11 protein-coding genes and 1 pseudogene are annotated in these 13,879 nt (G+C 36.7%); 6 read left to right on the top strand and 6 right to left on the bottom strand.

The features are described from left to right. Window positions 1-341: 341 nt before the first annotated feature. The 4 genes and pseudogenes from CLV96_RS15445 to CLV96_RS15460 all read left to right on the top strand — a co-directional run bounded on the left by CLV96_RS15445 (window position 342) and on the right by CLV96_RS15460 (window position 4,614). Window positions 342-569 carry a DUF167 domain-containing protein gene (locus CLV96_RS15445; RefSeq protein WP_004788216.1) on the top strand — a complete coding sequence of 76 codons (228 nt, stop codon included), beginning with the start codon at window positions 342-344 and terminating at the stop codon, window positions 567-569. A 109-nt stretch (window positions 570-678) separates the two neighbouring features. After that, a pseudogene (locus CLV96_RS15450) lies at window positions 679-1,200 on the top strand (ABC transporter ATP-binding protein); the annotation flags it as partial. Between the two features lie 236 nt (window positions 1,201-1,436). After that, window positions 1,437-3,737 (top strand): ABC transporter permease, encoded by a 2,301-nt coding sequence (locus tag CLV96_RS15455; protein ID WP_208325421.1) that lies wholly within the window; start codon window positions 1,437-1,439, stop codon window positions 3,735-3,737. Between the two features lies 1 nt (window position 3,738). After that, window positions 3,739-4,614 (top strand): efflux RND transporter periplasmic adaptor subunit, encoded by an 876-nt coding sequence (locus CLV96_RS15460; protein WP_004788242.1) that lies wholly within the window; start codon window positions 3,739-3,741, stop codon window positions 4,612-4,614. On the opposite strand, the gene CLV96_RS15465 is transcribed toward CLV96_RS15460, so the two are convergent. Beyond that, complete coding sequence (locus CLV96_RS15465; RefSeq protein ID WP_004788000.1) at window positions 4,595-6,343, bottom strand: PAS domain-containing sensor histidine kinase; 1,749 nt, start codon at window positions 6,341-6,343, stop codon at window positions 4,595-4,597. The two genes, CLV96_RS15460 and CLV96_RS15465, sit on opposite strands and share 20 nt — an antisense overlap. Window positions 6,344-6,530: 187 nt before the next feature. Further along, complete coding sequence (locus CLV96_RS15470) at window positions 6,531-7,058, bottom strand: TetR/AcrR family transcriptional regulator (RefSeq protein ID WP_004787844.1); 528 nt, start codon at window positions 7,056-7,058, stop codon at window positions 6,531-6,533. Window positions 7,059-7,117: 59 nt separating this feature from the next. Here CLV96_RS15470 and CLV96_RS15475 point away from each other — a divergent pair, with 59 nt between their 5' ends. Next, window positions 7,118-7,651, top strand: a complete 534-nt coding sequence (locus CLV96_RS15475) for a dihydrofolate reductase family protein (protein ID WP_004787982.1) — start codon at window positions 7,118-7,120, stop codon at window positions 7,649-7,651. Between the two features lie 146 nt (window positions 7,652-7,797). Then, window positions 7,798-8,595, top strand: a complete 798-nt coding sequence (locus CLV96_RS15480) for a TrmH family RNA methyltransferase (protein WP_004788205.1) — start codon at window positions 7,798-7,800, stop codon at window positions 8,593-8,595. Here CLV96_RS15480 and CLV96_RS15485 read toward each other — a convergent pair. The 4 genes from CLV96_RS15485 to CLV96_RS15500 are packed head-to-tail and all read right to left on the bottom strand — an operon-like array spanning window position 8,592 to window position 13,822. Next, window positions 8,592-9,635 carry a serine/threonine protein kinase gene (locus CLV96_RS15485; RefSeq protein ID WP_004788097.1) on the bottom strand — a complete coding sequence of 348 codons (1,044 nt, stop codon included), beginning with the start codon at window positions 9,633-9,635 and terminating at the stop codon, window positions 8,592-8,594. The genes CLV96_RS15480 and CLV96_RS15485 overlap by 4 nt on opposite strands. 9 nt (window positions 9,636-9,644) lie before the next feature. Next, complete coding sequence (gene dgcR / locus CLV96_RS15490; RefSeq protein ID WP_004788274.1) at window positions 9,645-10,541, bottom strand: diguanylate cyclase DgcR; 897 nt, start codon at window positions 10,539-10,541, stop codon at window positions 9,645-9,647. A gap of 12 nt (window positions 10,542-10,553) precedes the next feature. Then, on the bottom strand, window positions 10,554-12,347 hold the full coding sequence (locus CLV96_RS15495) for a hypothetical protein (RefSeq protein ID WP_004787968.1): 1,794 nt from the start codon (window positions 12,345-12,347) through the stop codon (window positions 10,554-10,556). Next, a complete protein-coding gene (locus CLV96_RS15500) occupies window positions 12,344-13,822 on the bottom strand; it encodes a hypothetical protein (protein WP_004788040.1) in 1,479 nt (492 codons plus the stop codon). The genes CLV96_RS15495 and CLV96_RS15500 overlap by 4 nt, the downstream gene beginning before the upstream one ends. Window positions 13,823-13,879 lie beyond the last annotated feature (57 nt).

Below are 13,879 nucleotides of genomic sequence, written 5' to 3' on the forward strand. Positions count from 1 at the left end.
AAGATAAGCAACTTGCTTGTTATTTATCCTGCGCCACCGATCGAAGCGAAAATCCTTTCCCAAAGGGAAAGATTGGAGCGTAGAGCGGGATCGTTCCTCGATAAAATATACATCACCAAACAAAGTCGAGGCGCCCGCAAAAACAAAAAGATCTCTTTCATGTTTCATATTTTTTTACAAACCAAAATTTATTTCCAGGAAATCTAAGCACAGACTAAGGATGTGAATATAAAATCGAAAAATGATTCAGAATGTTTCATCTATGTTATTTACTTTTCAAATTGATTATGATCTATTGAACTAAACTGGTTCAGTACCAAGAAACTCTATACTAAACATTTATGAAACTGACAGTAAAGGTAAAACCAAATAACAAACAACCAGGGTTAGAATTTTTATCCGAAACAGATTGTATTGTGCGTTTGAAGTCACCGCCAGTAGATGGAAAGGCAAACGAAGAATTAATTGAGGTACTTTCAAAACACTTTCATGTCCCAAAAAAAAATATTTCAATTCTGTCGGGGTTTTCTTCCAAATCAAAATTAGTTTCTATCCTTCCAAAAGATTGAGAAACATCAACCACTCACGCCAAAAACCCATAAATTTTTCTGTTCACAGAATCTAAGTAAATTACTAGATTTGTAAAATTAAGAGTTCTTTTTGCACTCGTGGTATTTAATGAAGAAATCGAACACCCTTCTCGAAACAAAAAACCTTGGGAAAACCTACCAAGTAGGTGAGGTACCACTTGTCGCACTTCATTCAGTTAATCTGAAATTCAACGAAGGGGAACTTACTGTTATGTTAGGTGCTTCTGGTTCAGGTAAATCAACATTACTCAATATTTTGGGGGGACTAGATACTGCAACGACAGGTGAAGTTTTTTTTCATGGGAAAACATTGGCTCTCGAAAATGATGAGGGACTCACACAATATCGAAGAAATTATGTTGGATTTGTTTTCCAATTTTATAATTTAATTCCAAGCCTTACAGCGGAAGAAAACGTCCGTTTGGTGACAGATCTATCAAACCATTCAATGACTCCCCTAGAAGCATTAACACTTGTAAAACTTGCAGATAGAAAAAACCACTTCCCGGCTCAACTTTCTGGTGGAGAGCAGCAACGAGTAGCGATTGCGCGAGCAATTGCAAAAAGACCAGAGCTTTTGTTATGTGATGAACCAACAGGTGCTCTCGATTTTAAGACAGGAAGGATTGTTTTAGAAGCTATCACTGGTATCAACCAAGAACTAGGAACAACTACCGTTGTGATCACACACAATGAGTCCATTGCCCAAATTGCAGATAGGATTATTTTAGTGAAAGATGGAACGATTGTTTCTGACTCGGTCAATCGTCATAAAAAACCCGTATCCGAGGTTAGTTGGTGATTGGCAGAACATTAAATCTAAAACTCTTAAGAGATTTAAAGGCGATGAGCATGCAAGGACTAACTGTAGGGTTGGTGATTGCAGCTGGGATCACATATTTTTCCGCTTCTTGGGCTGCTTACTTTTCATTGTTAGATGCTAAACTAAACTTTTACAGCAAACAAAACCTTTGCGAAGGGTTTGTTTATTTAAATAGAGCACCTTCTTATCTAGAATCTAAAATTCGCGCACTCCCCGGGATCTCTGACTTTGAAACAAGGATCTCAAAAGAAATAGTTTTGGATTTTCCAGGTGAAACATACCCTTCTGCTGCACAGTTAATTTCCTTACCTGAACATACAAATACATTATATTTAAAAAAAGGTTTTTTACCAAAACAAAACCAAGATGTAGTGATTAGTGAAAATTTTGCCAATGCAAATCAATTAGAACCTGGCTCGATTCTTTCTTCCATTATTGGAGGGAAACGAGTATTTCTTCAGGTAACAGGCGTTGGATTGTCTCCTGAATTTGTGTATGTCTTTAGACCTGGAAATCCAATGCCTGATGACAAACATTATGGAATCATTTGGATGAAACGAGAAGCGATGGAAGCAAACTTTAATTTCGAAGGTGCTTTTAACCAAGTCATTTTCCATTTTGCTGCAGAAGGAGAAGAAAGGTTACGTACGATGCGAGACCTTGATGTTCTGTTGGATGAATACGGAGGATTAGGTGCAAAAGAAAGAAAATTCCTACCTTCTGATTCCTTTTTAAGTGACGAATTTAGACAACTTAGAACAACTGCTGTATTTTTACCTGGGATTTTTTTAGCTATTGCTGCTTTTTTATTACACATCATTTCAAATAGACTTATTTCAAAAGAAAGAGAACAAATAGCAACCTTACGAGCGCTTGGTTACACTTCCCAAGACATCGTTTTTCATTATTTAAAGTTAATCACGTTCATCACAGCATTGAGTAGTCTATTTGGGGTGATAATTGGTTACTATTTAGGAAATGCAATGACGAGTCTTTATGGAAGATTTTATAAATTCCCACAATTAGTTCCAATTTTCCCTCCCCTACTCGCTTTATTCAGTGTTAGTTTTGGAATTTTAATTGGAGGACTTGGTACGATCTTTTCATTACGAACTATCATAAAATTAGATCCAGCACAAGCCATGCGACCTGCTCCTCCTGGGACATATACAATTTCTTTTTGGGAAAGTTGGATCACAAATCTAAGAACGATCCAAAGAATGGTTTTTAGAAATCTTTTCAAAAGACCAACTCGAACTATCCTTACTATTTTAGGTTTATCCACTTCTATCATGATTATGATCATTGGAAATTTTATACAAGATACAGTTGGAACTTTGCTCGACTTGCAATTTAATACAATCCAAAGAGAAACACTTACTTTAGTTTTTAGGATCCCAGTAGAAGATTCTATATTGTTTGATTTAAAAGAAAAAAAGGGAGTATTTATAGCAGAAGGACAACGTTCCATACCGATCAAAATAACTAAAAATAGGAAATCAAAAGATACAGTTCTAACGGGTATTTCTGATGATTCTGATTTAAGAAGAATTTTAAATCATGACTTACATCCCATCAGTATCCCTGTCTATGGAATTATGATGAACACTGAACTTGCGAACAAATTGGAAATCCAAAAAGGAGAAACAGTTCTTATTGAAACATTGGATGGGGAAAAAAGGAAAATCCATGTTACTGTTTCTGCTTTCGCAAATGAAATTTTAGGGCAAGGTGTGTTTATCACTCGAAAGAATCTCAATCGGATGTTAGACGAAGGTAGTTTGATCAATTTAGCATTACTAAAAACGGATCCTATAGAAGATAAAAACTTAATTGAAGAGTTTAAAGACAATCCGCTAGTGATTGGTTTGTTTTCAAAGTCAGCAATCCTCACTGCATTTAAGGAAGTGATGCAAAGATCTCTCCAATCAACATCTGTTGTTATTTTAATATTTACAATTATCATTTCAATAGGGGTAATATATAATACTGCTATGATTACTCTTTCAGAACGTATTTATGAATTAGGAAGTTTGCGAATTCTAGGATTCAGCCTAAAGGAAGTTTTTGAAATTATTGCTTGGGAACTCACTTGGCAAATTTTAGTGGCAATCCCAATTGGTTGTTTTTTAGGAAATAAAGTTGCAAATTTAATATTAAACAGCAATGAAACAGAAGGATTTAAAGTTCCAGTAGTAATTTTCCCATCTACCTACTATTATTCAATCCTTCTAGCATTATTTACCGCAGCAATTAGCTTTGTGATCGTATATCGAAAATTAAAAACAATGGATTTATTAAGTGTACTCAAGGTAAGAGAATAATATGACAAAAGAAAAAATATTTGATTTGATCAAAACAAAAAACGCCAAAATCGCCATTGGCGTCTCATTTTTTATAGTTATTTCTTTTTTAATTTTAAAAAAAGACCCAAAGCCTGTGGAAGTATCAGTCGTAGCCCAAGGTATTTACAAACAAATACTGTCAGTTCAAGGCAAAACAAAAATCAAAGAGCTATATACTGCCTACTCTCCAGTAAATGGTGTTATGCGAAGAGTAGAATTACATGCTGGCGATAAAGTTTCAAAGGGTATGACTTTAGTCACCGTTGACTGGGACATCATCAAAACAATAAAAGCAACTGCCAACGGTCAAATTTTAAAAGTATACCGTGAAAGTGCTGGCCCAGTCGCTATGGGTGAGCGAATTTTAGATTACGGAGACATTACCAAAATTGATGTGTCTGCGTTTATACTATCAGAGGATATGCCAGATTTAGATCTCAATGACAAAGTTTTACTTACTGGATTCGGAGATCAAACATTAGAAGGGCGAGTATCCATCATAGAGCCTTCTGCTATAACTAAAATTTCATCATTAGGCGTAGAAGAACAAAGGGTTCCTATATCGATTGAATTCAACCCACCACACGGGATAGGTGATGGCTATGAACTGGAATGTAAAATCATCCTATTTGAGAAACCAGACGCAATAGTCATACCTACTTCCGCATTGTTTCGTGAAGATGAGAAATGGGCAGTGTTTATAGTCGAAAAAAAGAGAGCCAAACTTCGATTTGTTGAGGTAGAGCATCAAAGTGAAGGAACCAGTATGATCAGAAGTGGCCTTACTGTTGGCGAATCAGTAATACTTTACCCAGGCGATACAGTGGTCGATGGAACTAAAGTTGTACCCGAATAGGAACACTTGACTCTCTAGGTAAGGTGATATAAAATTGAGAACCCTTACCTAATTCACTTTCCACGCGAATACTGCCACCGTGCTTTTCAATAAATTCTTTACACAAAATCAAACCTAGAGCAGTCCCTCTTTCTCCAATTGTACCGGGCATACTTGTTTGTTTGGCATCAATACGAAATAACTTTTTACGAATTTCTTCATTGATACCAATACCAAAATCAGTTATACAAATTTGAATATCATTATCTATCGATTCTGCCGAAATCCTAATTTCACCACCTGGCTGAGAATACTTGACCGCATTGGAGATCAGATTTCTAAGTATTGTTTCTATCATTTTTTCGTCTGCATAAGCTGTTGTCTTAGGATCAACTGAGTTCTTTGCTATTATAGATTTGTTTTGAATAGAAAAAGATACAGAAGCTATTGCCGATTCTATCGAGCGATATAAAGAGATATGCTCAGGAAAAAAAGAAACTTCTCCAGTTTGTGATCTTGCCCAAGTGAGTAAGTTTTCTAAAAGATTATAAATTTCACCGGAAGATTGGAAAAGAATACTCAAATCGTTTTTCGTGCGTTTTAAGGGTCTTGTATCCAAATCTTCTAAAATCATACCAGCAAAGGTATTCATACCCCCAATCGGGCCTTTTAAATCATGCGCAATGATTGAAAAAAATTTATCCTTAGTATGATTCAATAATTGTAATTGGGAAAAAAATTTGTCTTTTTCTATTTCTGCTTTTTTTCTTTTATCAATGTTTCTCGAAACACCTAATATACTAATCGAACCATTTGGATTCCATTGAAACACTGTATTTGCTTCGATCCATATCGTTGAGCCATCTTTACAGTATTGTTCCACTTCATCGCTGAATGGTTTTCTCTCTCCTGTTTTCCTAAATTCTTGGATTCTATTTGGCAACACATCCATTATATATTTAAATGAAGTTGGTGTAAAGGACTCCTGCACTGAATGAAGAGCTGCCTCTCCCGATGTAAAACCTGTAATGTTAACTATCGAAGGACTAACATAAATATACTTTTGATCATCATAATTCAATACCCAAATTACATCAGAAGTATTTTCTGCAAGCAAACGATATTTCTGTTCACTTTCTTCTTGGCCTTTAATGAATATATCAATACACATCATCAAAAAACCAAATGTCATCATGACAGAAGTTACATAAAAAAACAAATAGGTGAAATCTTGAATGGGCCCTTTACCAAATGCTATTTGAGAAACAGAAACATCGGCGAAAGTATAATATATAAAACGAAAAAATAAAAATATACCACAAGCTAAATAGAAAAAAGCTGCAAAATGACTAGAAAGTCTCGCTTTTCTATTTGCAGCTAATATGGTTTTGGAGGACAATATGAGTTGGATAGAAGCTGCAAAAGATATTAAGGAAATACGATATTTTGGTGCAAAATCAGAGAATTGATGAAATACCAACAAAACAAATACTAAGACAACGGAAAAAAGTCCGGATTTCCACATTGTCTTTCGATCAAACATTGAAAGTATGATGTTATTAGAATAAACAAGTGATAAAAGAATTAGAGAGTTTCCTGCACTGATAGAAATCCAGTCCGGGATAACACCTCGGAGAGCACCCATCACTACCCACCCCAACGCCTGTAGCAATGTGGCAATTGACCAATCTTTAACAAAACGAAGCCTTTGGAAATAGCCTCTTGCGGCAAACCAAAGTCCCCCAGACATTAGCAAACATCCAACGATGTTTATAAATACAACTGTGCGAGGGTCTATGTTCATTGAAGTTAGGAGAAACCCGGGTTTTCAAATAAATATTTTTAAGGTTCGTAATTTTATCAACTACAAATGAGGCATGATTGGTGATTTTTACTAACTTTAAAAGCCACACAGCCAGAAAACTACCATTAGGTGGTCAAAAAGAATCCAAAAGATACGACAATAAAGATTCAAATTCCTTTTGATTATTTGGATTTTTTTTTACTTTTTGTTTTTTAAGGTGAAGAAAAGAAAACGCAAGCGCATTGCCATGAATAAAATCAATTAAGATGTTTAAGGTTTTTCGGATATTTGCTTTTGGATAAACCTTCACAATTAAATATTCTAAGGTTTGATTAAATCTCACAACAGAAGGAAACCCATTATAGGAATTTTTAATTAGGTATAGAGACATTCCTGGGTATTCGAGAAATAATTTCCAATATTCAACTAAAATTCTTTTTAGATATGTTTTCGAATGTTTTTCAACGACAATAACCTGACCATGGAACCGATTGAAGATTTGTTCGACCATTGCAAGAGTTAATGCATCTTTATTTTCGAAATAATGGTAAACAGCCATCGGGTCTAAACCTAAATTTGCTGCTAATTTCCGCATACTAAAGGATTCGTATCCATCTTTTTCACATATTTTCAGCGCGGTTTGAATTATTTTTTGTTTCATTTTTATCCAGTCTATTCTACAATGTAGAAAAAAGTCTACGCCGTAGAATAGTACAAAATATGATACAGTATAAAGCATTTATTGCAAGCAGTTTAGACGGTTATATCGCAAGAAAAAATGGGGCTCTCGATTGGCTCACTTCAGATGAATTTAAGTTAGATCAGGATGACTTTGGATATTCAGCCTTCATAAGAGCGATTGATTGTATTGTTATGGGTAGGGTGACATTTGAGTCTGTTCTTGGCTTTGAACCATATCCATTTGTTTCCACCCCTGTTTACGTTTTCACTCACAATCCCGATTACAAATTTGAGTCTCAATATCCAATTTATATATTTAATGGAACGATAAAAAACTTAACGACAACTTTAGTGAAAAAGCAGATCAGATCAGCTTATGTTGATGGAGGGAAGTTGATTCAGCATTTTATCAAAGAACGAGCGCTAGATGAGATCACAATCACACGGATCCCGGTTTTACTTGGCTCAGGTCTTCCTCTTTTCGGTGATTTAGCCCAAGACCAAAAACTAGAGCACATAAAAACTTTAACTTTTCCCAATGGATTTGTCCAATCCAAGTATCATCTGAAGTAATATGAACTTTTTGAAAGAAAACTTTTGGAAAAATAATCTTTGATTGAAGGAAAGAAGAATTTGTGTTAGAGGTTTTAAGACAAACCCACAAGCCCGCCTCCACCACCCTATTCAGGGTGGGGGCTTTCCCGGGCCAATGAGACATAATGCAATACATCCACTCCCCTCAGGACCCCAGGCTTGCCGATTACCAACTCCTCAAAGCAAAAGAAGAAACTTCGGATAAATTCATTGCCGACCATGAAAAAACTGCCGTTCGCCTCTTAAATTCTTCTCTTTCAGTGGAATCCGTATTCTGTATGCCCAAATACTGGGAAAAACACAAAGAATTAATCCTATCAAGAATACCAGACGTTAACCGTTGTTTTATTGCCGATAAACAAGTGTTTGAAGAGACGATTGGATTTTCTGTACACCAAGGATTTATGGCTGTTGGTTATCAAAAATGGAGTGAATTGTCTAAAGCAACTGCACCGATTTTATTCGTGAACTCAATCGTCGATAGTGAAAACATTGGCTCTATTATCCGTTCTGCAGCAGCCTTTGGTATCAAAACCATTCTTTTTGACAATAAGTCTGCCTCACCATATCTACGAAGAAGTGTCAGAGTGTCCATGGGATCTCTTTTCCAGATTCAACTAGTTCGCACTTATAATTCAACTGAAACAATCAACACTCTCAAAGAAACTGGACATACAATATTATCTCTTAGCCTTCCTCGAGAAGGGAAAATCTTATCATCAAAAATTCAATCAATCTATGAAACAGGTAAACAAACAAAATTTGTATTGGTACTTGGTAATGAAGCAGAAGGAATCGAATCAAACATTCTCAATCTCTCGGACAAATTGGTTTACATTCCAATGAAAAATCAAATTGATTCTTTAAATGTATCTCATGCTTTCGCAGTTGCATTATCACATCTGGTTGATGCGCCCTTCTAATTTTCCCAATCCCAAAAAAAATCTTTGTTTGTCATCTCAGGCTCAATATTACCTTGATTTGAAACCTCAATCGACTGCTCTTCCAAATCCTTTTTAGCAGACTCCAAATCCAAAGTTTCTTTTAACCAATATTCTTCTGTACCAAAATGAGGGAATAAAGATGGAAATGAAGGATCTTCCCAGCGTTTCGCAATCCATGCAGCATAATGTATGTATCTAATGATTCGAAGTGGTTCCACCAATTGTAACCAGTTTTCATCAAACTCTGCAAACATCGTATAACCTTGTAAAAAACCAAATACATCATTCTTTCGATCTGATTCACCCAATGGAAGCAACATCCAAAAATCTTGTATAATTGGTCCCATCAAAAAATCATCAAAATCCAAAAGACTATAACCGTCAGATGAAACGAGCAAATTCCCTTTATGGCAATCTCCATGAATTCTTTGAAAAGGAATTTGATATTCTTTCACTAAAGATTCAAAAATTTCGAAAGACCTAAGAGCAGTTACTTGGTATCGCTCTGCCAAAGTTTTGTTTGGAATTAATCCTTTACCTAAAATAAAGTTTAAAGAATTTAAACCATAAGAAGGGATATCAAGGGTTGGTCTATGCACCGAACCGAGTTTTTTCCCAACCGCATGGACTCGACCGAGGAGCGCACCTACTCTTTCTAAATCACCTCCGGCAATTTCTTCCACAATCCGACCATTCCGCAAAGGCCAAATGGCAAAATAAATTCCTGACCATTCAAATAAAGTTTTACCTTTTAAAGTGATTGGAGTTAACACCGGAATTTCTTCCAAGGAAAGTTCCAAGAGAAACCGGTGTTCTTCTAAAATTTGGTCATAACTCCATTTACCTGGTCGATAAAACTTTACTACGATTCTTCCCGCATTCGATGTTTCAATATCATAAACTCGATTTTCAACACTGTTCAAGGGATAAAATCTACCTGTAGTTTCATATCCCAATGATTCTAAAGCATTTAGTATGGAATCAGGTGTTAGTTGGTAAAAAGAGTGATTGATATTCAATTTGATAAATTAATTGATGATTCGATTTCGACCTGAGGACTTTGCTTCATATAATAGTTTGTCAGCCGTTCGAAGAAGTTCGATTGGATTTTCAACTTCAGAGATATCTCCACCAGCAACTCCGCCACTGAAAGAAACTTTAAATTTTTGATTTCCCTCTGATTCCAATTCAATGTTTGAAACCTTTTCCCTTATCTTATCTAAAACACGTGTTGCATCCGGTACACCTGTTTCTGGAAAAACGATGACAAACTCTTCCCCACCAAATCTAGAAATAATATCTGATTTTCGCAAACAAGACTTCAATTCTGAAGCAATTCTCTTTAAAACAATGTCACCTGTTTCATGGCCATAAGTATCATTTACTTTTTTAAAAAAATCAATATCAATCATAGCCAATGATAAGGTATGTTTATGCCTTTTGCATCTTTGGAACTCTTGCTCAATCCTCTCTTCCATATAACGCCGATTATATAAACCGGTCATTACATCACGGATTGCGGTTTCTCTTAGTTGATCATGCAAAGATTTCATCCGAAGAGCGCTAAAGATTCTAGCCAAAAGTTCAATTTCTTTAGCAGGTTTCGTAATATAATCGGTAGCACCTGCTTCAATTGCAAGTTTTAGATTTTCAGGTTCTGTATGACCTGTGACCATAATGATAGGAAGCCAACCCACTGGAGAAGAGGAGAAAATCTCAGAAATCAACTCAATGCCGGAACCATCTGGCAATTCCCAATCCAAAAGAACGACATCAATCTGATCCTGACTTATGATTGTTCTCGCATCAGAAAGAGAAACCGCTTCAATAGGAACATAACCATGGTTAGAGATCCATCGATTGAGAAGTTTTCGCTGTAATTCCGAATCTTCTATGATGAGAATTTTTTTTCCTTCTTTCTCCATATTCCTACGGTTTTATTTTTTCTTTTTTTTACCTAGTATTTTTTCAACTTCACCCTCTTCTAAAGGAACTTTTACTACTGTTCCTCCTTCTTTTCGGATTTGGTCCATATCAACAACGGCTCCCGTTAGTAAACGTGAGGCTTTTTTCGAGCCATCTTTCACACCATAGACAACCCATTTCCCACCTTCAAGGGATAACACTAAATACGTACAATCCGCAACCGCCAACACTGAATGTGCGGACATATGCGAAACAAATTCATAACTGAGTACAACTCCTGAACCAATCACAATTCCACTGGGGACACCAACTGCTTTTGTTAACTGGTAGATTCCATAAGTTGTCCCGGTTCCAAAAGATGCCGTGGTGCCCACAACTCCAACTGTCCCTGCCGCAACTTTCGTGGAAGTATAAGTCACCGCCTGTGCGGTTGCCGAAGCTCCTGTAAAGGTTGCCCCTGTGACCGTACCTGAAACAGCTAGCCCGCCACCAAGAACTGTCTGCGCTGTTGTGACTCCCACAAGACTCATTGGTGCCAAAATATATTTCCCCGATGATTCGGTAACTACGGCAGCAGTTTTAACAGAATAAGCAGATGTTTTTCTCGCAACAGCGGAAGTAACTTTTGCCCCTTTCTCCATAGACTGAACTGATTCTTTTAAAACTACTTCTGTGCTATTTAACAAAGCACCTAACGCAAGCTCAACACTCGGTGCTGTAATATAAACAACGCCTTTCCCTGCCAATGTAAATGTTTCCACCAAACAATACAGACTTGAACCTGCCGCAGTCGTAATGTATGCAGACGGATAAATGATTCCATTCCAAGTAACATATCCTATTGAAAGAATTGTTATTTTTCCGATGGGTTTGATGACACTATCGTAAAACAATGCTTTTGCTGTTCTTGAAAAAAATTTAAGAAGTGCCAGAGGGACACCTTCTCCATCTGCAATCGATTCTATATCTGCTTTGGCTCGATCAAGTTCTTGAGAAGTATCCTTCCCGTAAGAAAAAATAGTTTCTTTCCAGTTCCCAAAAATTTTCATTGAGACAGAAGATCGATAATCGTCGATTTCGGAGAACCTCCGTTTCCAAGTCCCTGATTTAAAATCATCATAAGTTTCATTATAAGACGATTTCAATGCATCATCTAAATCTACATATCCGTACACAGTAGATTCATATACCTTTTGGAATTTTTCTTTGTATTCGTTGAACCTTTTTTTAGTTGAAGGAGAGGTGTCTTTCTCTTCTTTCTGATTCAATTGCATATTCGCCCAATCATCCCATTCTTTACGAGTGGCAATTGAGTTTTTAATCACCGCCTCGTGAGATTCAATGCCTCGCTCCCAAGAAGATCCAATTAATCCATAGGATTCAGCAACAGAACTGTACATGATAAATAATCCAGGTTTGGTGGCGTTCTCATCCAAATACTGAACGGCAGCTTCTCCACTTGCGTTCAGCTTTCCTGCAGCAGACCAACTCATTTTAGTTCCGTCTTTCACAATCACAACAGACTCTCGTGCCTTCAAAACCGAACGTGAAAATTCCTCTCCTGCCAACCCAAACCGTTGGTCCATAACATAAATTGTAGATTCGTGAAAAGGAGGAATGAACTTAATACTTGTTCCTTTTACTGGAAGTGCTCCTTGGTAATAAAGAGACTTATGCCCTTCAAGTGCTAACTTTTTTGTATTCTTTAACGGATCTTCTGTCTTTTTATCCGAACCAGAACATTGTATTAAAAAAATAAGTATAGTGAAAGGCAATAATATAACTTGGAATGGCTTTGATTTCATTTTTGTTCAGACACCTTTGTATTTGCGCGTTTTTTTTGTTCATCAATTTCAGCATCCAATACTTTCTTTATGATTTTTGGATCATCCGTTAATATCTTTATTTTCCCTGCTTTTTTTGCTTCTTCTAAATTAATGACAGTTCCAGTGGGTACATCATCAAAAGGGGAGTAATTTCCTCTCACCATAGCAATTGCAACACGAGGACCATCATAAATAATAAGGATGGGCCCATCCACAGCAGTAAGTAACAATTGAGATGGCAAAACGGTTAGTGCTGCATATCCTAATACCATACCGGAACTCATTGCATACATACCCGCTTCAGCTGTGCCTTTTGACAAATCATATAACATCCCAGTGGCGAAGGCTGTTGTATCATAGGTAGCACCACCTACCACACCAATGGCTCCACTAGTCGTTGTAGCAGCAACAGAGGTCACTTGGTTAAAAGCAGCAAGCGTAGTGCCACCTGTATAAGTCGGGATTGTTGAAGATGCAGAGAGGATCCCAATAGAACTGAAAAGACCGGCTTCTAAAGTTGGTGAAATTACCCGATATCCGGTTTGCGTCGAATAATAAAGAACCACTCCCGTTGAAATCAAAGCATTGGATGAAAAATTCATTGTTTGTGACAAAGGAACATACACTCCATTGACAACAAGAATCTCTCCTGTATTTTTACCAGTTTTCGCAATAGGCGTTATCATTACCTCTTTTAGTGCCACTGAGTATCCTTGGAAGATATCTACGAGAGCCAAAAGAGCATTCCCTCGTTCACCAGATGCTTCATAATTTTTTGTAAACTCATCCGATGCTTTTGAAAAAGAGTCACTCCATGCGGAAATGATATTTTTAGTATTTTGTTTGAGAGTTGCACTAAACAAATCATTTAGTTTTTTTGAAGAAGTATCTCGTTCCAACCCAAGTTCATCTAAAGTTGAATTCAATCGTCTGAAATCCGATTCAGCTCTTGGAACCAAATAAATATAACCGAGAACAAACCGAGAACCAGCTTCCTTAAAACTATCTTTTGAGGTTTTCCATTCCGTTTTACTCAATTGCCACGCTGCATCATAAATGTCTTCAGTTCGACTAGACGAATCATTTATGCCAGTATTCACCCAAGAAGCGACCGAAGCCATTGTGTCCCCTAATTTCCCAGGATAATCAGTGCTTCTTTTTTTCATATGGACAAGGACCATTGCTTTGGCAACGCGTGCACTGATTCCTCCATTCTCATAAACCAAATCCATACTCTTTTTTCCCGAAGGAATCACAGCCCATCCATTTTCCAATAAATTCTTTCTGGAACCAAGAGAATTAGCAGTTAAGGGAGCAATCTTTTTGAAGGATTGTGGTTTGTTGGAACTGATCACTGATTCACCGAAAATTTTATCTGTTTTAGGGGAACCAGAACATTGCAGGAATAAGGCGACAACTAACAAAAAACAATATTTGGCAGGAATGGGTTTCATAAGATGAGGGAATTCTATATAGAGGTTTGAATTATGCAATAGAAAAAAACGTTCTTC

Source organism: Leptospira meyeri (assembly GCF_004368965.1).
GTDB classification, from domain to species: Bacteria; Spirochaetota; Leptospiria; order Leptospirales; family Leptospiraceae; genus Leptospira_A; species Leptospira_A meyeri.

Bases quoted from the DNA above. Each gene is read 5' to 3' on its own strand.
- CLV96_RS15470 (WP_004787844.1), bottom strand. From the start codon at position 7,058: ATGAAACAAAAAATAATTCAAACCGCGCTGAAAATATGTGAAAAAGAT.
- CLV96_RS15500 (WP_004788040.1), bottom strand. From the start codon at position 13,822: ATGAAACCCATTCCTGCCAAATATTGTTTTTTGTTAGTTGTCGCCTTA.
- CLV96_RS15455 (WP_208325421.1), top strand. From the start codon at position 1,437: ATGAGCATGCAAGGACTAACTGTAGGGTTGGTGATTGCAGCTGGGATC.
- CLV96_RS15480 (WP_004788205.1), top strand. From the start codon at position 7,798: ATGCAATACATCCACTCCCCTCAGGACCCCAGGCTTGCCGATTACCAA.
- CLV96_RS15475 (WP_004787982.1), top strand. From the start codon at position 7,118: ATGATACAGTATAAAGCATTTATTGCAAGCAGTTTAGACGGTTATATC.
- CLV96_RS15445 (WP_004788216.1), top strand. From the start codon at position 342: ATGAAACTGACAGTAAAGGTAAAACCAAATAACAAACAACCAGGGTTA.
- CLV96_RS15465 (WP_004788000.1), bottom strand. From the start codon at position 6,343: ATGTCTGGGGGACTTTGGTTTGCCGCAAGAGGCTATTTCCAAAGGCTT.
- dgcR (WP_004788274.1), bottom strand. From the start codon at position 10,541: ATGGAGAAAGAAGGAAAAAAAATTCTCATCATAGAAGATTCGGAATTA.
- CLV96_RS15460 (WP_004788242.1), top strand. From the start codon at position 3,739: ATGACAAAAGAAAAAATATTTGATTTGATCAAAACAAAAAACGCCAAA.
- CLV96_RS15495 (WP_004787968.1), bottom strand. From the start codon at position 12,347: ATGAAATCAAAGCCATTCCAAGTTATATTATTGCCTTTCACTATACTT.